This window comes from Mycobacterium sp. NGS17 (assembly GCF_059813205.1).
Map to the genome: position 1 here is coordinate 453,819 of NZ_JCALED010000001.1, position 22,111 is coordinate 475,929.

18 protein-coding genes are annotated in these 22,111 nt (G+C 68.4%); 1 reads left to right on the top strand and 17 read right to left on the bottom strand.

Annotated features, from left to right (window positions below):
- Positions 1–63: 63 nt before the first annotated feature.
- From AC5Y7E_RS02155 to AC5Y7E_RS02230, 16 genes are all read right to left on the bottom strand, one after another.
- Complete coding sequence (locus AC5Y7E_RS02155; protein ID WP_499917255.1) at positions 64–3,399, bottom strand: arabinosyltransferase domain-containing protein; 3,336 nt, start codon at positions 3,397–3,399, stop codon at positions 64–66.
- A gap of 87 nt (positions 3,400–3,486) precedes the next feature.
- On the bottom strand, positions 3,487–4,110 hold the full coding sequence (locus AC5Y7E_RS02160; RefSeq protein WP_499947284.1) for a maleylpyruvate isomerase family mycothiol-dependent enzyme: 624 nt from the start codon (positions 4,108–4,110) through the stop codon (positions 3,487–3,489).
- Positions 4,107–4,592, bottom strand: coding sequence for an SRPBCC family protein (locus AC5Y7E_RS02165; RefSeq protein ID WP_499917253.1), 486 nt, complete (start codon positions 4,590–4,592; stop codon positions 4,107–4,109). The genes AC5Y7E_RS02160 and AC5Y7E_RS02165 overlap by 4 nt, the downstream gene beginning before the upstream one ends.
- Positions 4,589–4,912 carry an ArsR/SmtB family transcription factor gene (locus AC5Y7E_RS02170; RefSeq protein WP_499917252.1) on the bottom strand — a complete coding sequence of 108 codons (324 nt, stop codon included), beginning with the start codon at positions 4,910–4,912 and terminating at the stop codon, positions 4,589–4,591. Before AC5Y7E_RS02170 ends, AC5Y7E_RS02165 begins: the two co-directional genes overlap by 4 nt.
- Before the next feature lie 108 nt (positions 4,913–5,020).
- The gene (locus AC5Y7E_RS02175) at positions 5,021–8,272 is read right to left on the bottom strand and encodes an arabinosyltransferase domain-containing protein (RefSeq protein WP_499917251.1); all 3,252 of its coding nucleotides are present in this window, start codon (positions 8,270–8,272) and stop codon (positions 5,021–5,023) included.
- Positions 8,273–8,278: 6 nt separating this feature from the next.
- Positions 8,279–10,300: a galactan 5-O-arabinofuranosyltransferase gene (locus AC5Y7E_RS02180; RefSeq protein WP_499917250.1), complete on the bottom strand. Its 2,022-nt coding sequence runs from the start codon at positions 10,298–10,300 to the stop codon at positions 8,279–8,281.
- 2 nt (positions 10,301–10,302) lie between these two features.
- Positions 10,303–11,067, bottom strand: a complete 765-nt coding sequence (dprE2, locus tag AC5Y7E_RS02185) for a decaprenylphospho-beta-D-erythro-pentofuranosid-2-ulose 2-reductase (protein ID WP_499947285.1) — start codon at positions 11,065–11,067, stop codon at positions 10,303–10,305.
- The gene (gene dprE1 / locus AC5Y7E_RS02190; protein ID WP_499947286.1) at positions 11,068–12,468 is read right to left on the bottom strand and encodes a decaprenylphosphoryl-beta-D-ribose oxidase; all 1,401 of its coding nucleotides are present in this window, start codon (positions 12,466–12,468) and stop codon (positions 11,068–11,070) included.
- Positions 12,469–12,558: 90 nt separating this feature from the next.
- Positions 12,559–12,924 carry a GtrA family protein gene (locus AC5Y7E_RS02195; RefSeq protein ID WP_499917657.1) on the bottom strand — a complete coding sequence of 122 codons (366 nt, stop codon included), beginning with the start codon at positions 12,922–12,924 and terminating at the stop codon, positions 12,559–12,561.
- 111 nt (positions 12,925–13,035) lie between these two features.
- A complete protein-coding gene (locus AC5Y7E_RS02200) occupies positions 13,036–13,515 on the bottom strand; it encodes a GreA/GreB family elongation factor (RefSeq protein WP_499917247.1) in 480 nt (159 codons plus the stop codon).
- Positions 13,516–13,616: 101 nt separating this feature from the next.
- Positions 13,617–14,504, bottom strand: a complete 888-nt coding sequence (locus AC5Y7E_RS02205; RefSeq protein ID WP_499947287.1) for a TauD/TfdA dioxygenase family protein — start codon at positions 14,502–14,504, stop codon at positions 13,617–13,619.
- 91 nt (positions 14,505–14,595) lie between these two features.
- Positions 14,596–15,426 carry a galactan export ABC transporter permease subunit Wzm/RfbD gene (wzm, locus tag AC5Y7E_RS02210; protein ID WP_499947288.1) on the bottom strand — a complete coding sequence of 277 codons (831 nt, stop codon included), beginning with the start codon at positions 15,424–15,426 and terminating at the stop codon, positions 14,596–14,598.
- Positions 15,423–16,343: a galactofuranosyltransferase GlfT1 gene (glfT1, locus tag AC5Y7E_RS02215; RefSeq protein WP_499947289.1), complete on the bottom strand. Its 921-nt coding sequence runs from the start codon at positions 16,341–16,343 to the stop codon at positions 15,423–15,425. The genes wzm and glfT1 overlap by 4 nt, the downstream gene beginning before the upstream one ends.
- Positions 16,336–17,175 carry a galactan export ABC transporter ATP-binding subunit Wzt/RfbE gene (gene wzt / locus AC5Y7E_RS02220; RefSeq protein ID WP_499947290.1) on the bottom strand — a complete coding sequence of 280 codons (840 nt, stop codon included), beginning with the start codon at positions 17,173–17,175 and terminating at the stop codon, positions 16,336–16,338. The genes glfT1 and wzt overlap by 8 nt, the downstream gene beginning before the upstream one ends.
- Positions 17,176–17,195: 20 nt before the next feature.
- Positions 17,196–17,642 carry a bacterial proteasome activator family protein gene (locus tag AC5Y7E_RS02225; RefSeq protein ID WP_499917656.1) on the bottom strand — a complete coding sequence of 149 codons (447 nt, stop codon included), beginning with the start codon at positions 17,640–17,642 and terminating at the stop codon, positions 17,196–17,198.
- A gap of 81 nt (positions 17,643–17,723) precedes the next feature.
- A complete protein-coding gene (locus tag AC5Y7E_RS02230) occupies positions 17,724–19,721 on the bottom strand; it encodes a DUF6541 family protein (RefSeq protein ID WP_499947291.1) in 1,998 nt (665 codons plus the stop codon).
- A 117-nt stretch (positions 19,722–19,838) separates the two neighbouring features.
- Here AC5Y7E_RS02230 and AC5Y7E_RS02235 point away from each other — a divergent pair, with 117 nt between their 5' ends.
- On the top strand, positions 19,839–21,035 hold the full coding sequence (locus AC5Y7E_RS02235) for a cysteine desulfurase-like protein (protein WP_499917241.1): 1,197 nt from the start codon (positions 19,839–19,841) through the stop codon (positions 21,033–21,035).
- A gap of 101 nt (positions 21,036–21,136) precedes the next feature.
- Here AC5Y7E_RS02235 and AC5Y7E_RS02240 read toward each other — a convergent pair whose 3' ends face one another.
- Positions 21,137–22,105, bottom strand: a complete 969-nt coding sequence (locus AC5Y7E_RS02240; protein WP_499947292.1) for an NAD(P)H-quinone oxidoreductase — start codon at positions 22,103–22,105, stop codon at positions 21,137–21,139.
- Between the last annotated feature and the right edge of the window lie 6 nt (positions 22,106–22,111).

Sequence of the window (22,111 nt, forward strand, 5' to 3'; positions counted from 1 at the left end):
GCTGCCCGTCCCCCGCAAGCGGGAGGTGCCCCCCGCGCCCGGCTTCGCCGCCCTTGCGATCGCTCATGGCAGCGCCCGAATCGGTCCCTGCCGGCTCCAGCCGTGCACTGTCATCACACCCTGTTCGATCGCGGCGTCCGGCGCCTGATCAGCCGGCACCAATCGGAAGTACTGCTCCAGCGATCCCCAGTCGCGATGCCAGTCGCCACGCAGGTACGTCGCGATCGTCGAGGTGCGCAGCATCGCCTGGGTGATCAGGAACGGACCCCCGTCCTCGCTGGCCTCCCATCCGTTCGACGACGCCGCCGTCTGCTTGTGATCGGGCAGGATGCGGTACGCCGGAAGTTCGGCAACGCCAAGGTGTTCCGAGAACGGCCGCTGGCACGGGAAGTTCGCGGCCGTCGCGATGTCCATCAGCACGGGCGTCTGCGACCCCATCAACTGCTGCAGGGTCTGCAGCACCGGCACGCGCGGCGGCGTGACCGCGAACCACTGATCCGAGCTCAAGTTCGGGTCGTACGCGACGATGCGAGCCACGTTCGCCTCCGGCGGCGCCCAGGTCAGCGGAAACCGCAGGTTGCGCCACGCCGGCTCCGGCCCGATGTCGATCGGATACACCTCTCCCAGCGGCTGGGTGGTGGCGTCGGGACGGGCCAAGTCGCGGTGGCCCCACTGCAGCTTCAGCTGCTGCCCATAGGTGAAGGTGCCATCCTCCTTGTACGACCAGATGGCACCGGCCGCCGTCACCACCACGATCGGCCGGTCCGGGCTACGCGGCGGCAGCTGGTACCACGCCGAGGTAGCGGTGGCGGCCAGCGAATTCTCGCCGTAGCTGCCCATCACCGGCGTGCGGGCCGGGTCCAGTCCGAACGGCAGCGCGGCATGTGACCCGTTCACCCCGACCGGCCCCCTTCCGCCGGCCGTGCCGGCGGAGTCGCTCATGGTGGCATTGGGTTTGTTGGGCGACCCGGTGGAATTCACCACGCCCGGCTTGGTCACCACCGGATACGACCTCAAGTCGTCGCCGACGCCGTCGGGTTTGAAGCCGACCGGGTTGACACCGCCCAGCGGGCCGTCGGGACCGAACGTCTGCCCGGGCGCCGGCGCCAGCATGCCGGCGTTGGGGTCGGGCTCGGCCAGCACGTCGTCGGCCATGGCACAGCTGGTCTTCGCGAGCCCCGAAGTGATCGCGGCGAGGTTGGCCTTGCCGGTGGTGTAGAGGGGATAGCGCAACACCGCGCCCTTGGTCAGCGAGGCGACTTCGCCGACGACCATGATGGTCGCGACCACCAGCAGCGGGGTCGACGCCAGCACCCGGTTGCGCCGGTTGTCCTTGACCTCGGTATGCCCGGCGTAGTCCATCCGGAAGTGCTGCCAGGCGGCCAGCAGGCCGGTCGCGATGGACAGCGCCAGGAACATCGACGTGACCGGGTGGCTGGCGATGACCGGCTGGATGTCGTACCAGGGCACCCCGTAGTTGCCGACGTAGAACCAGCCGTTGACGCCCGAGGTCGCGACCGCGAGCACGAACAGCAGCGCCGTCACGTACAGCGTCAGGTTGCGGCGGTTGTGCAGGCCGATCCGGGCCAGGGCGAACGCGGTCACCGCACCCAGCGCCCCGGCCAGCCCGGCGAACGCGCCGAACTGGACCGCCCACTTCGTCGGCGTGAACGTCAACAGCAGCAGGCCCAACGCGCATGTGCCGATCAACCGCCACGCCGGACCGCTGGCCACGCCCGGGATCCGGCCCCGGCGCAGCAGGGTGACCAGCATCCCGAACATGCACAGCAGCAGCACCAGCACCGCGAATCGCCGCGCCATCGATCCGTCGGGGTTGGATTCCACCGTGAGGAAGTAGTAGCGCAACCAATCCTGGTACCAGGCGATGGTGGGGCCCACCTTGTACTTGATCCGGGCCGACTCGCCGACCGTGGCCAGCGTCTGGCTGCGGAACACCACCAGCAGGATCAGCGACAGCGAGGCCGCCAGCACCGCCAGCGGAGCCAGCAAGCCATCGGTCGCCCGGCGGCGCCGGATCGTCTGGGCGACGGCCCGCGCCCCGGTCAGCAGCGCGGCGACGGCGATCAGGCCCTGCGGCGCGAGCGTCGCGCTCAGCAACGCCACGATGACGGCCACCGCCGCGGGCGCCAACCGCCGCAGCGCGATCGCACGTTCCATCAGCATCCAGGTGATCAGCACGCCGAGGGCGATCAGCGGTTCGGGGCGCAGACCGTTGTTGAACGGCAGCCACGCCGCCACGAATACCGCGCCGGCGGTGAAGACCGCGACGCGATTCGCCGCGAGGCCGCCGCGGCCCGGGCCGAGCCGGCGCAGCACCCAATGGCTGATGATCAGCCAGCACCCGATCGCGGCCACCGTGGCGGGCAGCCGCATCCAGACGCCGGCCGTGCTCACCGAGGCCATCTTGGCCAGCAGCCCGAGGTACCAGTCGAAGGGCGCGTCCGTGGCGCCGAAGTAGCGGTAGTAGTCGGCGATGTAGCCGGCGCCGGGGGCGACACGCGCGATGGCCAGGTTGTAGCCGTCGTCCGACGAGGTGGCGCCGATGATGTGCCACAGCAGCAGCGTCGCGATCACCCCGGCGTCGGCGATCCACGTCGCGATCCCCACCCGGCGCCAGTTGGCCAGGCGCGTGCCGGGGCGGTATCTGGAGAGCCACGCGATGGGGGAGCGCCAGTTGAGCAGCGCGCTGCTGCCCCGGCTGCGGCGGTCCAGCACCGCGAGCGCGACGATGGCCGTTAGCACCGCCAGGGCGCCCAGGATCATCACCACTTCCTTGAGGACGGTGGGCGCGGTGATGAATCGGGTGTCGATGTCGATGCGGGCCGACAGGCCCGGTCCCGCGGGCACCTTCATGTCGGTGAAGATGCCGCCGACCTGGGGCTTCTTCTCGGCGGGCAGCACGCCGGAGGCGCCCGGTATGCCGACGAAATCCGCGCCCGACGCGCCGGCATCGGCCCAGACGTGCAGCACGCTGCAGGCCCCGGCGGCGGCCGCCGAGCGTTGTGCGACCGTGGCCACGGTGTCCCGGAAAGCGACGACGACCACGTCGGTGTTGGCCCGCACGAACAGCCCGTTCTTCCCGGCGTCTATGCCGCCGGGCGGCAGGGTGGAGACCACCAGCCCGCCGGCGGCGGGCAAGGTGGCGATGTCCGGGCAGGGGATGGAGATGTCCAGCGCGCGGGGCGCCCCCGACACCAGGGGAGCGGTGATCTGGCTGACGTGCCCGTCCGTGCTGCCCTGGGGCCACAGGACCGTTGCGGTGGTCTGTTTCACCGGAAGCAGCGGGACGGACAGGCACAGCAGCAGGCCCACGATCCCCGCGATGGCGGCCACCGACCGGGGGATCCGCTGCGATCGCTCTTTACCGTCGTGGGGCACGAGGCTCGATCGTAAGCGACGCGGCTTTGTCCGATGAGGACGCGGGGCCGCGCAGCGCCTCGGCGACGGACCTTAAGTCACCGAACGCTATCCGCGGACGCGGTCCGCCAGCGTGGCAACCCCGGGCCCGGTCAGGTCGGCCAGGGCGGCCGCGCGCCCGGTCATGGCCAGCAGGAGCGCCTCGCCGGAGCCGGTCACCTCGGGCCCGTCGCCGTGCGTCCACTCGACATCGGTGGCGCGCAGGCGCAGGCCCCGGATCCGGCGTCCCGCGCCGAGTCGGGGATTACCGGGCACCAACGGCAAGATTCGCGCGAGCCGATCGGATGGCACGTCGCGCGGCCGGCCAAGCGCGCGCCGAATGTCCTGGTGATGAATGGTGCCGTCGACGAGCGCGATCATCCCGCCGAAACCCGCTGTCAGGCCCCGCGGTTGGAGGTGGCTGCGCAGGAATTCCAGCAGCTGTGGTGGGGTCAGGGCCGCGAATTCGTCGACGCCCACCTGGTTTGCCCGCACGATCCAGCCTTTGGCGAACCGTTTGAGCAGCCCCAGCGCGCCCAGCTCATCGTAGCTGATCACATGCGCGACAACGTCTTTCACGCTCCAGCGGGTGCACAGGGTGGGCGCACTCCAGTCTTGCGGTGTCAGGGTGGCGAGGAAATCCGCGAGGTCGGCCCGCTCCTCGCGCGCCATGGCCATCAGGTCGGAGCTCATCGCGGACCACCGCCGCTGAACAGTCCCGCAAAACGACGCAGGTACAACGGCCAACCCGCGTCGCCGTCGACGCCGTCGGCGACGGACTCCCAGCCCGTCCCGTGCCGGTCCAGATGGCGGTGCTGCAGTTCGACCCGGGTGCGTTCGTCGGACTCGGCGGTGAAGCGCACTTCGACCTCGCTTGCCTTCGCCGGGTCGGTTTCCACCTGCCACGTCGGACCGATGTCCCAGCTGAACGTCACGCGGTGGGGCGGCTCGTAGACCAGGATTCGCGCCCATCGGCACACGCTGCCGTCGACGCCTCGGTCGTAGATATGGCCGCCCACGTGGGGTTCGAACACCGTCTCGGCGATCGGGACCGCCAACAGATTGTGCTCGGGCGGCTTGAAGGGGCCGAAGCGTTCGGTAAAGACGGCAAACGCGCGCTCGATGGGGGCGTTGACGACGACGTGATGGTTGACGTCGGGGGTCCGCTGCGTCATGTTTCTCCTTCGTTCATCTCGTCGATGGTCTGCGCGTAGCCGGCCAGCGCCTGCGTCCAGAACCGGTCGAGGTCGGCGCGCAATGCCTGCAGACCGGTGGGGTCGAGCTGATAGACCCGACGGGTTCCCGCGGCGCGGTCGCGCACCAGCCCGGCGGACTTGAGCACCTTGAGATGTTGGGACACCGCCGGCCTGCTGACCGGCAGGGCGCGGGCCAACTCGCCGACCGCCGACGGCCCGTGGGCAAGCCGCTCCACGATGGCCCGTCGCGTCCCGTCCGCCAGGGCCAGCCAGACGTCACCCGTTTGGTAAGTGACCACGAACCGTAAGTGTAGACTTACCGATGGCGCAGCTCAAGGGTTGCCAGCGGGCCTATGCAAGACTGGCCCACCCGCGTGTCGCGCGGACCTCGAGATTCGTTGTGCGCCTTAGTGTCTCAGCGGCGCCGGGCCCCATAGGCCGCTGCGCGTCGCCGTCCCCAGCAACAGGTGGGCGGGTTCGGCGTCGGGGTAGTAGGGCGTCAGCCGTTGCAGCGAGCCCCAATCGCGCGACCAGTCGTCCTTGAGATAGGTCGCCATGGTGGTCGCCTTGGTCAACAGCTCGGTCACGCCCAGCGGGCCGCCGCCGTTGTTGTCCATCACCGGTGAGTTGGCCTCGGCGCCGAATCGGTCCGGCAGGATGCGCCACTTCGGAGTCTCGTCCACGCCGTTCTGGTGGCCGAACGGTCGCTGGCAGGGGAAGGCCAGCCCGACGAGCCAGTCCAGGAACACCGGGTCGGTCGAGCCCACCACGTCCTGCAGCGTGCGCAGCTGCGGAATCCGCGGCGCGGTCAGTGCTATCCAGTGCTGCGGAGCCAGGTCTTCGTCGTCGGCGACCAGCCGAATCTGGGTGGCGGTACTCGGAATTGCGGACATCGCCAGCCGCAGGTTGCGCCAGGCCGGTGACGCGCCCACGTCCGCGAATTGGAGCGAACCGCCGGGGTGTCCGCCGGCCGCCTGGTCGTCGGTGGCCCACTGCACCTGCACCTCGCGGGGGTCGAAGCGACCGGCCGCGCTCACCACCAGCAGCGGCCCCGCCTTGTCCCGGGCGGGCAGTCGGTACCAGCTGGACCGCAGGTGCGCGGGTACCTGGATGCCGGAACGCCAGCTGCCCAGCACCGGTGTGCGCGCGGGGTCGAGGTAGAAGGGCAGCTGGGCGGACGATCCGTTGATTCCCGGTGCGGGGGTGGTGCCGCCCTCGGTGCCGGCCTGGTTGCTGCCGGTCTTCTCCTCGTCGTTGACGAAGCTGCGGTCACCCGGGCGTTCCATCACCGGGTCCGCGCGCACGTCGGCGGGAATCCCGTTGGGCGTGAAGGCTTCCGACATGCCGGCGCCGAGGGCGTCCGCCGCCGACGCGTTGACCGGCGTCAGCATCCCGGCGTTCGGGTCCTGTTCCACCAGCACGTCCTCGGCCAGCCCGCAGGACTTGCCGGTCAGGGCCTGCAGGTTGGAGCGGCCGACCGACCATGCCGGATACTGGTCGGTCATCGCCAGGGTCAACGATGCGACCTCGAACACCACCAGCACCCAGGTCGCAATTGCCAAGGGCGACTGGACGATTCCGGCCGCGCGGGCGCCCAGGCGGGTCTTGGGCGGACCGTTGTCCGGGTCGACGAAGTGGAACCACGCCGCCAACAGCAGCACCACGACGGTCATTGCGAGCAACGCGGTGGCGAAGGCGTAATGCCAGGCCGGGAACTCATTCGACCACGGCACACCGAAATTCGATACGTACCACCAGCCGTTGACGCTTGCGAACGACAACGCCACCAGGAACAGCACGACCGCGGCAAACACGGTGCGGTTGCGCCGCGAGCGCATCGCCACCGACGTCACCGCGACCGCCGCCAGCGCGCCCAGCGGCCCGGCCAGTCCGGCGAACACCCCGAAGTGGTGGGTCCATTTGGTGGGCGTGAACATCATCGCCACGAAGGAGATGATGGTGATCCCGACGATGCGCCGGCTGGGCCCGGTGGCCGTGCCCGGAATCCGGCCCTTGCGCAACGACATCGCGACCGTGATCCCGAGGGCGAGAACCAGCGCCAGCACGGCGAATCGGCGGGCGACCGACCCGTCGGGACTGGCCATGAACAGCCGCTCGTAGCGGATGTGTTCGTCGAACCAGCTGAGGCTGGGCCCGACGGCGCGCTTGAGCATGGTCGCCTGGATCTCACCGGTCAGCGTCTGATCGCGGAAGATCAGGATGACGGTGACGGTGACCGCCGCCAGCAGGGGCGCGATCAGCGGCAGCGCGCCGAACCGCTTGGAGCGGCGGTGCAGGATGGTCCGCAGCGGCCCGATCGCGACCAGCAGCGCGCCGATCGAGGCGATGCCCGTCGGCCCGGAGAACAGAGTCAGCGCGCCGATGATGCAGGCGATCGCCACCGGCAGCAGCCGGCTGGTCGCCACCGCGCGTTCCACCGAGCACCAGGTCAGCAGGATGCCCAGCGCGATGATCGGCTCCGGGCGCAGGCCGTTGTCCAGCGGCAGCCAGACGGCCAGGAACATGCCCGCCGCGGTCCAGGCCGCGGCCCGGTTCTGTTTGACCGCGTGGCCCAGCCGGGGCATGACTTCACGGCTGATGACCCACCAGCACGTCAGCGCCATCGCGAGGGTGGGCAGCCGCATCCAGACGCTGGTGGTGCTCACGTGTGCCCACAGCGCCAGCAGGTCGTAGTACCAGCCGAACGGCGCCTCGGGAGTGCCGAGCCACCGGTAGTAGTTGGCCATGTAGCCGGCGTGCTCGGATACCCGGGCCATGGTCAGGATGTAGCCGTCGTCGGAGGTGTTGGCGCCGACGAAATGCCACCACACCAGCACGGCGATGACCAGGGCGTCCAGCCCGCCGATCGACCACCAGCGGGCGGGCAGGAAGCGGCGGTGCCGGGTCCCGTCGGCGGTGTCGAGGACGTGCAGGGCGACCAGGGCGGCGGCCGTGAGCACCAGCCCGAGGATCATCGCGGCCATCTTCAGCGGCGTGGGGCTGCTGCTGTAGCGGGTGTCGATGGTCGCCGAGAAATTCAGGCCCGACGGCGCCGGTCCGCTCAGATCGGTGAAGACGCCGACGATCTGGGGCCGGAAGTCGTAGCCGCTCTTCTCGCCGCGCAGCGGCGAGCCGGGATGCTCGGCGTTAGGCCCCTGGGTCAGCCCGACGAACTCGGCGGTGACCCGGTCGGCGTGTGCGGTGAAAGTCAACCGCTGGCAGGCCGGGCTGAGCACCTGGCGCAGTGGCGCGGTCACCACCGGGACGTTGCGCACCACGAGCACCAGGTCGTTGTTGGCGCGCACGATCAGCAATCCCCGGTCGACGGCCTTGGGTGCCTGCTTGGGCACCGTCGACAGCAACACCGTCTTGCCGCCGATCAGCCCGGCGGCGGCCTGGCACGGGACGGTGACGGTCAAATCCGTGGCGACGTAGCCGATCAGCGGTGCGTCGACGCTGCCGAAGGTGCCGTTCTGCGGCCAGTTCAGTTGCGCGGTGGTCTGGTCGACCGGAAGCAGCGGGGTGGCGATCGCCAGCAGCACTCCCAGCAGCCCGGCGACCGAAGCGACCAGCCGGGCGATCCGGTGATTCGCTTCCCTGTCGTTCACGGAGCTAGATGCTAGTTCTTCGGCCCTTTGCGGCGCAGTGTCGGTGCTCATCGGCAGTCACATCCCCGGTTTGCGGATGGCCAGCACAAACGGGCCGACGCTTTGAACGACGAAGCGCGGGTTGTCGAACAGGGCTCCGCGCAGATCGACGGTGTAGCGCCGCACGTTGGGCTGGTTGGGGTACACGTCCTCGGCCAGGCGCAGGGTGTAGTTGCCTCCCGCCCCGCGCCGCATCAGGAAGACCGTCGGCGGCGGCCACGGGCAGGTGTCCAGGGCATGGATCAACTCGTCGGCGGTCTTGAGGTTGGACCACTTGTTGATCTGCGCGGCGCGCAGGTCGAACTGCGCGAGCGGGTTGGCGTAGTGCGAGGTGAGCCCCTGAAATCCCCAGTAGGGATAGAAGGACAGGAAGCTGTAGTCAGCGGTCAGCACGACGGTCTGATCGCGGGGTCTGCCGGTCACCTGCGTGATGGCGTGATCGATTGTCGCGTAGAACTTCTCGGCGCTGGGTGGCCGCCGGTCCCCGCGCTGCCCGTGACCGTCGGTGTCGGTGTAGGCGATGGTGAGGTCGGGCCGCAGCACGTCGGGGATGTCCTGGCTGAACGCGATCGCGGCGGCCAGGCCGACGGCGCCGGCCACCGGAGCTATGGCGCGACCCCAGCCGCGGTCGCGGCCGGCGGCGGCCAGGGTCTGCGCGAGTTCGACGAAGCCGAACGCCCCGGCGGCGACCAGCAGGACGCTCAGGGTCGGCTGTAGCCGGAACGACAACAAGGTGGTGCGCGCCAGCGTGGTGAGCATCGACAGCAGCGACCACAGGTACAGGGCCAGGACGCCGATGGCCAGGGCGCCGGCCCGCACGGAGTAACGGGCCCGCAGCACCAGCCACAGGGTGCCGATCAGGCAGACGACGCCCAGCAGCGTGAACTGCAGCATCGGGAACGTCAACTCCGCGCCGTCGGCCGGCAGGTAGTGCATGGCGCTGCCGGAGTTGCTGACCGGGCTGTGCACCGCCCGCACCACGAATGGGAGCCACGTCGTGCACGCGATCACCACGGCGATGCCGGCGATCACCGCCAGCCTCCGCAGTGGATCGAGCGCGGCCTTGAGGCCCCCGGTCTTCCGGTTGCGCCGCCAGCGGACGCCGGCCAGCCACAGGGCCATCAACCCGATCGTGAAGGCGCTGAACCCGAACAACAGCGTGTACCAGGTGGCCGTCCAGCCGAGGAACAGCCCGGCGGCGACGACGGCCGCCCAACCCGCTCGCCGGGGCGCGTCCGGCTGCGCTCGCTGCCCTGCCGCGAGTGTGAAGTTAGTTTCACGCTCGGACTCGACTGTGCAGTTAGTTTCACGCTCGGCGTCGGGTTCGCGGCCAGTCCCACGCTCACCGGCGCGCAGTCCCGACCACGTCAGCACCAGCATCGGCGGCAAGAGCACGGTGATCATCGCCGAATAGGGTTCGGGCGAGCCGTAGGCCAACGTCACCGCCGCGGTGGCGGCGGTGACGATCAGCGCGTATTCGAAGCGGACCATCCGCCACCACAGCACCAGCGCGACCGCGACGGCAATGGTGATCGAGGTGATGGCCCACGGCTTGAAGATCTCCCAAGCCGGCGTCCCGCAGAGCGCCGCGGCGCGCCCGCCGATCCAAAACCAGCCCGGGGGGTAATACGGGGGCAGGCCGAGATAGGTCATGTCGCGCAGGGCGGGGCTGTCGGCCAGGCGCGTCACGTATTCGGTGCGGAATTGCTGGTCGACGGAGATGCCGAACAGATACAGCTTGGTCGCGCCCAGCGGCATGCCGAGGGTCACGACGGTGAACGCGCAGACGAACACCAGCCCGGCCAGCTGGGCTAGCAGCCGGCCGCGGGGACGGACGCAGCGCCGCCAGCCAAAGCCGACGGCGACCAGGCCGGCCACGCAGCCGACCTGCCCGACGGTGGTCAGCGCGTGCAGTTGGTTGGACGACGGAAAGGCCGGCCACTGGACCCGGGCGATGGCGCTCAGCGATACCACCGCGACGGCCACCGCGACCAGCACCGCCAAAGCCATCTGGCCGAGGGTGGCCAGCGCGTTACGCATTATCAGATGGGAAGCTTGCGGAAGATGGGACGCGGGACGTGTCGCAACACCATCATCACATAACGGAATGCTGCTGGTGCCCAAACCAATTCCTTACCTTTGGCGGCCGCGGTCACCGCGAGGTTGGCGACATACTCTTTGTCGACGGTCAGCGGGGCTTCCTTGACGTGCGCGCTCATCCGGGTGCGCACCTGGCCTGGCCGGATCACAAGCACGCGAACGCCGTACTCGCGCAATGCTTCTGCGAGGCCCAGGTAGAAGCCGTCCAATCCCGCCTTGGTGGAGCCGTACACGAAGTTGGACCGCCGCACCCGCTCGCCGGCGGCGGAGCTCATCGCGATGATCTGGCCGAAGCCCTGCGCCCGCATCTTCTCGCCCAGCAGCACACCCACCGAAACCGCTGCGGTGTAATTGATTTCAGCGGCCAGCACCGCCTTGTGCTGGTTCTGCCAGAGCTCTTCGGCATCTCCGAGGATGCCGAACGCGACTATGGCCACGTCTATATCTCCGCCCGCGAAGGCCGCCTCGATCGTCTTCGGGTGGGTGTCGGGATCGGTGGCTTCGAAATCGATCAGCTCGACCGATCGCGCGCCGGCGGCCTGCATCTGCGCCACCGCGGCGTCGCGGCCCGGGTCGCTGGGCATGGCGGCCAACACAATCCGTGCGTGCGCGTTCTGCAGGTAGCGCTCGCAGATTGCCAGGCCGATCTCGGAGGTCCCGCCGAGCAGCAGGATGGTCTGTGGATTCCCCACGGCATCGAGCACCATTTAGAGCAGCTCCAAACGTCGGGCCATGTCGGAGGCGAATACCCGCAAGGGGTCGGCCTTGCGGCGCACCGCGATCCATTCGTCGATGCGTGGATACATGGCGTGGAAGGTTTCGGCGCTCACGCGGGAATCCTTGGCGGTGTACACCCGTCCACCGAATTCCAGTGCGCGCCGGTCGAGTTCGTTGAGGAACTCGTTGATCCCCGGCTTGTTAGGGAAGTCCATGGCGACGTTCCAGCCTGCCATCGGGAAACTCAGCGGCGCGCGGTTGCCCGGGCCGAAAAGCTTGAACACGTTCAGGGCCGAGTAGTGGCCGCTGGTCTGGATCCAGCGGATGATGGCCTTGAATTCGTCCATCGCGTCCGGCGGGACCAGGAACTGGTGTTGGGCGAAACCCCTTGGGCCATAGGCGTTATTCCAGCCGCTGACCAGGTCGAGCATGTGGTAGAACTGCGACAGATTCTGGATCTTGCCGCTGTAGGTTCCGCCCAGCCGGTAGTACACCTCGCCGATCGCCATGAACGACAGCTTGTTCATCGCGCTGACCGGGAACACGTCCGGCACCGTCAACAGCTGCGGCGCATCGAATTTCAGCGGGTTCTTGGCCAGTTTCTTCGGCAGCTGATCGAGCTTGGCCAGGCTGCCGCGGCTGACCGCGGCCCGGCCCAGCTTCGGCGGGGGGCTGATCAGGTCGAACCAGGCGCTGGAGTAGGTGTAGTGGGACTCGCTGCCGTCGAGGTGAACGGCGACCGTTTCGTCGAGGTCGCGGGTGGCGATGCCGTCGGCGATGAAGTAGGCCGTCTCCGTCGGCGTCATGGCGATGGTGGCGCGCAGCACGATCCCGGTCAGGCCGTTGCCGCCGACGGTGGCCCAGAACACCTCGGCATCCGAAGCGTCCGGGCCGTCCGGGGTGATGGTGCGCACGGTGCCGTCGGCCATGAGGAGATCCATCGACCGGACGTGGTTACCGAAGCTGCCCGCGCTGTGGTGGTTCTTGCCGTGGATGTCGCAGGCGATCGCGCCGCCGACGGTGACCTGGCGCGTACCCGGCAGCACCGGAACCCAGAGCCCGAACGGCAGCGCCGCCTTCATCAACTGGTCCAGGCTGACGCCGGCGTCGACGTCGACCAGTCGGGTGTCGGCGCTGATCGAGTGGATGCGATTGAGCCCGGTCATGTCGATCACCAGGCCGCCGCCGTTTTGCGCGTTGTCGCCGTAGGAGCGGCCCAGCCCGCGGGCGATCACGCCGCGGCTCTTGGGGTCGCCGGAGTCGGCCACCCGGGCTACCGCCTTGGCGATCACCTCCGGATCGCGGGTGGAGAGCACCTGGGCCACCGACGGCGCGGTGCGCCCGAAGCCCGTCAGCCGGGCGGGCTTGGTCAGGGGATCGGTGCTCGACATCGTCAAAGAGGGTACCGCCTGCTCCGACGACGATGCGGGACGCGGGCGTCCCGCTGAGGAGGCGGGCAATCTGGGCTTGGCGAAGGCGGCTCAGTGGATGCGGAAGATTACGGCACGCTGCACGACGAAGTTGATCACCGTCGCGGTGCCCTGCGCGATCACGAACGCGACGAGGGGCGCCCACCCGCGGTAGTGCAGAAGCGCCAGACACAGATGGTTGAGCCCGACCTGGACGGCGAACGTGATGGCGTAGAGAACCATGACCGCGACGAACCGGGCGGTGCTGGGGGTCGCCTGGAAGGTCCAGCGGCGGTTGATCAGATAGGCCGTGATGGTGCCGACGATGAAGCTGGTGGCCTTGGACAGGTCGACCTGTACGCCCAGCACCTTCCACAGCAGCAGGTAGAGCCCGAAGTCCACGATTCCCGCCAGGCCGCCGGTGACGACGAACCGAATGACCTGCGTCGTCAGGCTCAAGTCCGCGCGCACCTCTTCGGACGCGGAACCGGGCAGCGGGGCAACCATCGAGGGGAGTCTAACGGGGCCGGCGGGCACTTCCCGCAAGCGTCAGCGGGGCAGCTTGACCGAGATCAGCTCGACCTGGTTCTCGCCCTGCGGCGTCGAGTAGGTCACCGTGTCGCCGGCTTTGCGCCCGGCCAGGGCCTGGGCCAGTGGGCTGCGCGCGGTCAGCGTCTCGGCCTCGCGGCCGACGGGGGTTTCCTCGACGATCGAGATGACCTGCATCGTGACGACCTCGCCGTCGGCGAACCGCAGGGTCACCTCGGTGCCGCCGGGCAGCGTCTCCGACGCGTCGGACTCCGACGGCCCGGTCCGCAGGCGCCGGTCCAGGTCGCCGATGCGGTCGTTGAGCACCACCAGTTCCTCGGCGCGCTGGATCGCCTCGGCCGCGTCGCCGTGATCGCCAACCATGCCGCGGTCGTTCTTGACCTCGGCCTCGAGGCGGTCGCGCCGTTGCCGTAGCCGGTCCAGCTCCGCTTCGAGGTTGCTCCGCGCGGCGTCCGCTGCCGATGGGACCTTTTTGCTCACGTCGGTGGACCTTTCGCCCGGTTGCTCAGGTGGCGTTCCAGTGTGACACCGCGACGAGCGGCCCGCCAGCACCGGCCGCGCGGCTCCCCACACCGGCGCCGTCACTGCGCCGCCCGGCGTGTCGGCGCCCGCATCGCCTCGAGCCCGTCGGCGGCCGTCGCGGCGATCGTGCTCCGCACCATGTGGCGCGGCTGTCGCGCCGGCCAGGGCCGGCCGCGATGCATGACCGCGCGGTTGTCCCACATCACCACGTCGCCCTCGCGCCACGAGTGCAGATAGCTCGTGCCGGGGGCGGTCGCCGCCCGGGTCAGCTCGGCGAGCAGCTCTTGCGCGGCTGTGCGCTCCATGCCCTCGATCGCGTAGGCGTGCGAGGCCATGTACAGCGCCTTGCGGCCGTTGACCGGGTTCTGCCACACCAGACGCCAACATTGGGGCGGCAGCGCGGCCCGTTCGGCCGGGCCGACGAGGTCGGGCGCGATCTTGCCGCGCGAAAAGGCGTATTCGTGCCAGGCGAAGGAATCTTCGAGTCGCCGCTGCAATGCCGGATCGAGGCGCCCGAACGCGAGCCGGGTGGAGACGTACTCGGTCTCGCCGCCCTGCGCCGGCACGATGCGCGACGACAGCACCGAGGCGAGCGCCGGCACCGGCTTGAACGAACTGTCGGTGTGCCAGAGCTGGTTGGCCTTGTTCTCCAGCGCGATCCGGTCATCTTCGGCCACCACGTTGCCCTGGTCGTCGAGTGTCCTGAGGATCACCAGGTTGGTGCCGTGGCCCTGCGTGTTCGGCTTGGTGACCTCGAGCGGCCCGAAGCGGCGCGAGAACGCGAGCTGCGCCTCATCGGTGACGTCCTGGTCGCGCAGGACCAGAACGGAGTGCTCCTCAAACGCCGCGCGCACCGTCGCGTATGCGGCGTCGTCGGCCGCAACGTCGTGAATGGTGACGCCGCGCAATTCCGCGCCAAAGCCCGGGCCCAACGGCACGATTTCCATCGGCGCCCTCCGTCGTTCGTCTGTGCACGACTGTCCACCCAAAACGAATGCCCGGCAAGCATGGCCGCGTGGACGATCCCGGGGAACGGTCCTACACCCAGTACGGCACCCGGGCGCGGTACTGGCGCATGGCGAAGGCAGCCAGCAACCAGCCGACGGCCGTCAAGATCAGCACCACGGCCCAGTGCCGCAGTTCCTGATGCGAGCCCAGCAGCGGGGCGCGCACGATGTCGAGATAGTGCAGCAGCGGGTTGAGTTCGACGATCTTCGACCAGCGACCGGCGCCTTGCTGTCGCAGGGTGTCGTCGTTCCAGATGATCGGCGTCATGAAGAACAGCAACTGCACCACCGAGAAGAGCAACGGTCCGATGTCGCGGTAGCGGGTCGCCAGGATGCCGAAACACAGTGACACCCAGATGCAGTTGAGCACGATGAGCGCCAGCGCCGGGATCACCGAAAGATCGGCCCACGACCACGGTTTGGGGAAGATCATCGCGATCACGACATAGATGACGATGTTGTGCGCGAACAGAATCATCTGCCGCCACACCAGCCGGTAGACGTGCACGCTGAGTGGCGTCGGCAGTTGCTTGATCAGTCCCTCGTTGGCGACGAAGACGTCGGCGCCCTCCAGGATGGCGGCGTTGATCAGGTTCCAGATGATCAGGCCCAGCGTCACATACGGCAGATGCAGCGACAGCTCGAGATGAAAAAGCTTGGAGTACAAGCCTCCCATCGCGACGGCCGTGGTTCCGGTCGCGATGGTGATCCAGAACGGTCCCAGCACCGAGCGACGGTAGCGCTGCTTGATGTCCTGCCAACCCAGGTGCAGCCACAGCTCGTGCCGGCGAAAGCCTGCGACGAGGTCGCCCCGGGCGCGGGTAAGGGTGCGCGACTGTGCCGCCGCGTCGACGAACGTCATGTGCGCCGCTCCTCTGCTGGCTTGCCGAACTGCTCGCGACGCCCCAAGCGCCGCAACCGAATCCATTCCAGCAGACCGCGCGGATCGCGACGGCTCACCAGGAAGAACCAACCGAACCGCACCCACTCCTGCACCAGCAGCTTGCGCAGGCCGGGCTGCGACAACAGGTAGCCCCGATTGCGGTAGGTGTAGAACCGCTTGGTGTGGTTGTCGGGATACTGGGTGTGCATGCGGCCACCCAGAATCGGGCGAAACTCGTCGGATCCGCAGGGATGCAAGTAGATCGTGTCCAGGCAGGTCCCGAACGGCAGGCCGGACCGCACCAGCCGGCGATGCATCTCCACCTCGTCGCCGCGAATGAACAGCCGCAGGTCTGGGACGCCGACCGCGTCCAAGGTGGTGGCCCGAAACAGCGCGCCGTTGAACAGCGAGGCGATCCCGGGGAGCAGGTCCTGCCCCGCTTCGGTGCGCAATTCGCTTGCGCGCCTGCGCCATACCAGGCCACGCCGCAGCGGGAAGGCCAGCCGTTCCGGGTCGTCGGAGTCGCAGACCATCGGAGATACTTCGGCGAGGCCGTACTTTTCGGCACAGGCCAGCAGGGTGGCCAGGACGCCGGAGTCCTGCGGGCGGCCGTCGTCGTCGGCCAGCCACACCCAATCGGCGCCCTGGGCCAGCGCGTGCAGGATGCCCAGCGCGAAACCCCCTGCGCCGCCGAGGTTTCGGCGCGATGACAGGTAGGTGGTCGGGATCGGTTGGCCGGCCACCAGGTCGCGAACGCGGCCGGAGCCCGAGCCGTCGTTGTCCACCACGATGAGGTGATCGGGCAGCCGGGTCTGCGTGCTCAGCACATCGAGCGACTTGGCCAGTTCGTCGGGGCGCCGGTGGGTGACGACGACGGCGAAGACGGTCTCACTCATCCCCGGATGCTCTTTGGGCCAGGGGTGTCTCGAGTCGATTCGTCTGCTGGGTCTCTTCCAGCACCTCGCGGACGTGGCGGCCCGCGTCTTCCCCTTCGTACGCGCGCACCACGTCCTCGATGCCCCCGGACATCCGGATGACGCCATGGTCGATCCACATCGCCGTCTTGCATAACCGGGCCAAAAATTCGTTGGAATGGCTGGCGAATACCAGGATTCCGGAGCGCTCCACCAGGCTCTGCAACCGCGACTGCGCCTTCTTCAAGAACTCGGCGTCCACCGCGCCGATGCCCTCGTCGAGCAGCAGGATTTCGGGGTCGATGCTGGTGACCACGCCCATCGCCAGCCGGACACGCATGCCGGTGGAATAGGTGCGCAGCGGCATGGACAGGTAGTCGCCGAGCTCGGTGAACTCGGCGATCTCGTCGACCTTGGCCAGCATCTGCTTTCGCGTCTGCCCCAGGAACAGACCGCGAATGATGATGTTCTCGTAGCCGGAGATCTCGGGGTCCATGCCGACGCCGAGGTCGAAGACCGGTGCGACCCGGCCGGTGACCGTCGCCCAACCCCGGGTGGGCTCGTAGATGCCCGAAAGTAGGCGCAGCAGAGTCGATTTGCCCGCCCCGTTGTGGCCCACCAGTCCGACCCGGTCACCCAACTCGAGGGACATGGTGATGTCACGCAACGCTTCGACCACCACCACGTTGGAGCTATTGCGTCCGATCGTGCCGCCGGCTTTGCCCAAGAAGGCCTTCTTCAACGAGCGCGACTTGGCGTCGAAGATGGGAAACTCCACCCACGCGTTGTGCGTCTCGATGTGAGGACCCGACACCGTCAACTACTCGAGGTCGCTTACAGGTACTGGCCGTGCCCGGGCGCGCCCGGCTTGCCGATGCCGGAAGGGAGGGCGCCCTGGCGCATCTTTTCCAGCTGCGCGCGGGCGGCCATCTGCTGCGCGAAAAGCGCGGTCTGGATGCCGTGGAACAGCCCTTCCAGCCAGCCGACCAACTGCGCTTGGGCGATGCGCAATTCGGCGTCGGACGGCGCGGCGTCCTCGTTGAAGGGCAGGGTCAGGCGATCGAGCTCCTCGCGCAGTTCCGGCGCCAAGCCCTCCTCCAGTTCCCGGATGCTGGTCGCGTGGATCTCGCGCAGCCGGTTACGGCTGGCCTCATCAAGCGGTGCGGCCCGCACCTCCTCGAGCAGTTGCTTGATCATCGTTCCGATGCGCATCACCTTCGCGGGCTGCTCGACCAGGTCGGTCAGGGAGCGCTCGTCGGCGTCGTCCTCGGTGAGCGCCATCACTCGCGGGTCGACGCCACCGATGATTTCGACGTCGTCGTCATCGTTGCGGGTACTCAATCCTTCACCATCCTTTGTGGACTATGGGTGTGGCGTCGTGCCGTTTGGTCGCCATTCATAAATTCGGGCACCGCCATTGTCGTAGATCAACGCCCACGACTTCGACTTATCCAGTGACACTAGTCCTTCGGGTACGGCGAACCCCCGGACAGTCGGCGTGCTGGTGTAGATGTACCGGATATTGAGCGCTTTGATCGCTTCGAGCACCCGCGGATCGGATTCGCCTTTGCGGGCCGAGGTCCAGAAGATGTACCGGTTGGGACCCGGGCCCATCTGCTGTGGGTAGTCGTAGTGGGTCCACAGCGGATGCAGATCGGCGACGGCGTACATCCAGGCGGTGCCGTCGGTGTTGGCGTTGCCGATCAACGTTTCGTGGGCGCCGGGCAGCTTGGACAGATAGGCCATCGCCATCAGGTCGCGCTGGTCGATCATCACCGAGTCGTACTTGTCGCCGAACAACACGATGTGCCGATACAGGTAGTGGCGCCCGGTGAGCACGGTGATAACCACCAGCAGCACCGCTGTGGTGGCGGTCCACACCGGAACCGGCCCGAGGTGCCGGTCGCCTGCCAGGGCCGGTCGAACCCGACCGGCCAGCCGTTTCGCGAGGCCCACGGCGCCCACGACGAGCGCGAACAGCGCGACGCCGGCCATCGGCTCCAGCAGCAGGGTGATGGCCGCCGAGATCCGGCGCGGGTCCTTGTAGAAGAACTCGCCGATCATCCCGGCCACCGCACCGACCGGACCGCCGAGGGGCGTTCCCGCGTCGACATCGACCACCACGAGTAACAGCCACGCCGCCAGCGGCCACCAGATCCTCTTGTAGGCGAAAAGCAGCCCGCCGAGGATCGCGAGCGCCATGAGCCCGTACTGGTACGGGAAGTCGTTGAGGTGGCGGGAGTGCTGGAAGACGGCGTCGAAGAGTCCGCGTTTCTTGCTGAGGTAGGTCAGAAAGGAGTGTCCGGCGATGATGTCTTCCTGCCCCTGGACGCTGATGAACTGCGGCAACAGGATGAGTCCGGAGACCACCGCGACGCAGGCCAGCGCGACGAGGTCGGCCAGCCTGCCGCGCACCGGACGCCACACCGCATCCATCAGCCACCAGGCCGCAAGGAACAACAACACGATCACCCCGCCGGTGATGTGCACGGACATGACGCCCACCCACGCCAGGATGGCCGCCGGGATGCGGTCGCGGTGCCGCAGCGTGGTGGTGATCAGGACGAAAGCCGGAACCGCGACCCCATAGGCGGCGAGGTTGGGCATCGCGGCCACACCGAACTCGACATAGGGGACGGCGGTGAACGATGCCGACAGCGCCGCCGCGGTGGCCGCCGCTCCGGCGCTGCGCCACTCGGTGGTGTGCCGCCGCACCAGATGCCAGGTCAGCATCGCCGCGCTGGTGGGGAACAGCCAAACCGATGCCGCGACCGACGTCAGTGTGTAGCCGGTGGTGGGTGCGGCCCCGGTCAGCTGGCAGAACACGGCGATCAGGGCGTGGAACACCGACGGGTAATACAGCGTCTTATGGGTCTCGACGTTGCGCAGCTCGCCCATGTGCGTCGACGACGCCTGGCCGGTGTCCAGGATGAAACGCACCTCGTTGGCGTGCCAGACCGCGTCCCAGGTGCTCGGGATGGTCTGCCAATGGGCGGCCAGTCCGCGGTAGGCGGCCCACATGATGAGCAGGGCGCCCAGCAGTACGCCCACCCCCACCGTGATGGCCGGCCAGCGGCTGACCCCGCGAGCTTCCGCTTCGCGGTCGCGGAAACGGGCCAGCAGCAACTGCAGCACGATCATCAGCAGGCACACCACGACCAGCGTCGCCAGCGCGGTCCAGCCGTTCCACGGAATTCCGATGGCGCCAAACGGAATAATGGCGAGCGCGACCATGCCGAAGGTCAGCGCCGGGCCGACCGCGACAGCGACCGACCACGACAACTGACTGATGCGTGCGATGATCGCCCCGGGCGCTATCAGCAAGAACAATGCAATGAGCGTTCCGAACCAGAGCCCCACTCGACTAGTATGGCTGGCCGGGTGCCCTGGCTCGGGAGGCCACCAACTGGCCGGAACGTCTGTGGGACCCGCTACCGTCACAGTTTCGCAAAAAGCGGAAGCCCTAAGGTGGCCCACATGGCATATGACGTCGCCCGGGTGCGCGGACTCCATCCGTCGCTGGGTGACGGCTGGGTGCACTTCGACGCCCCGAGCGGGATGCTGATTCCAGATTCCGTCGCGACCACGGTGTCGACGGCTTTTCGCAGGTCCGGTCCCACGACGGCGGGCGCACACCCGTCCGCGCAGCGCAGTGCCGCCGTGCTGGAGGCGGCGCGGGCGGCGGTGGCCGATCTGTTCAACGTCGACCCCGCGGGTGTCGTGCTGGGGGCCGATCGGGCGATTTTGTTGTCGGCGCTGGCCGAGGCGTCGTCGTCGCGGGCCGGCCTGGGCTACGAGGTCATCGTTAGCCGCCTGGACGACGAGGCCAACATCGCCCCGTGGCTGCGCGCGGCACACCGGTACGGCGCCAAGGTCAAGTGGGCCGAGATCGACATCGAGACGGGTGAGCTTCCCACGTGGCAGTGGGAGGGGCTGATCGGGAAGTCGACCCGGCTGGTCGCCGTGGCCTCGGCCTCCGCGACGCTGGGCACGGTCACCGACCTGCGGGCGATGACCAAGCTGGTGCACGACGTCGGCGGCCTGGCGGTGGTCGACCATTCCGCCGCCGCGCCCTATCGGCTGCTCGACGTCAAGGAGACCGACGCCGACGTGGTGGCGGTGAACGCCGCGGCGTGGGGCGGTCCGCCGATCGGCGCGATCGTGTTCCGCGATCCCGCGTTGCTCAACTCGTTCAGTTCCATTTCGCCGGATCCCAAGGCCGTCGGGCCGGCCCGCCTGGAGATCGGTGCGCACCAGTTCGGTCTGCTGGCCGGGGTGGTGGCCAGCATCGAGTACCTGGCGTCGCTCGACGAATCCGCCCGCGGCGGCCGGCGCGAACGCCTGGCGGTATCGATGCAATCCGCCACGTCGTACCTGAACCGGATCTACGACTATCTGATGGTGTCGTTGCGGTCACTGCCGTTGGTGATGGTGATCGGCCGCCCGGAGGTGCGGATCCCGGTGGTCAGTTTCGCCTTGAACGGCGTGCCCGCCGAGCGAGTCGTTCAGCGGTTGGCGGACAACGGAATTCTGGCCGTCACCAACGAAAGTTCCCGCGCGCTCGACGTGTTGGGCGTCAACGACGTCGGCGGCGCGGTGACGGTCGGCCTGGCGCACTACTCGACGACGGCAGAAGTCGACCAGTTGGTGCGCGCGCTCGCGTCCCTCGGTTAGACCGTCATCGCGTGTGCACTCACGGCGGGAATCCGGCGTAGATTTCGCCGACGTTGCACACTGAAAGCCCTGGGCGCACACTCGACGGCCCGAGCCCTTGGCTAGACCGTCAGGACGACCTTTCCGGTCACCTTGCTCGACGAAAGCTGTTGATGTGCCTCACCGGCCTGCTGGATGGGCAGGCGGGCGCCGATGATCGGCCGGACGCGGCCCTCGGCGATCATCGGCCACACGGACGCGATCACCGCCTGCACGATTTCGGTCTTGCTGTTGGGTCCGGTGACCGGGCGGGCGCGCAACGTGGTGCCGATGACCCGCGCCCGCTTGCCCAGCAGCTTGCCGATGTTGAGCTCGCCCTTGATGCCGCCCTGCATGCCGATGATCACGAGCTGTCCGTCGGTGGCCAGGGCGTCGATGTTGCGGTCGAGATAGGAGGCGCCCATGATGTCGAAGATCACGTCAGCGCCGCCGGCCTCCTGCAGGCGCGCGACGAAGTCCTCGTCGTGGTAGTTGATGGTGATCTCGGCGCCGAGCTCACGGCAGAACTCCAGCTTCCCCGCCGACCCGGCGGTGACGGCCACGCGCACACCCAGCGCCCGGGCGACCTGGATGGCGTGACTGCCGATGCCGCTCGCACCGCCGTGCATCAGCAGCAGCTGCCCCTTGCCGAGGTGCGCGGTCAGCACCAGATTCGACCAGACGGTGCAGGCCACTTCGGGCAATCCGGCAGCGTCCACCAGGTCGACGCCAGAGGGGACCGGCATCACCTGCCCGGCCGGCACGGCGACGTATTCGGCGTAGCCGCCACCGGCGAGCAATGCGCAAACCTGTTGTCCGACAGACCAATTCGTGATATCGGGGCCGACATCGGCGATGACGCCGGACACCTCCATGCCGATGATCTCGCTCGCACCCGGCGGCGGCGGGTACTTGCCGGCGGCCTGCAGCAGGTCGGCGCGGTTCACCCCGGCGGCGGCGACCTCGACCAGGACCTCGCCTGGTCCGGCGGACACGTCGGGTACTTCCTGCCACGAAAGCTGATCGGCGGATTCGGCGACGATGGCGCGCATGCAGGC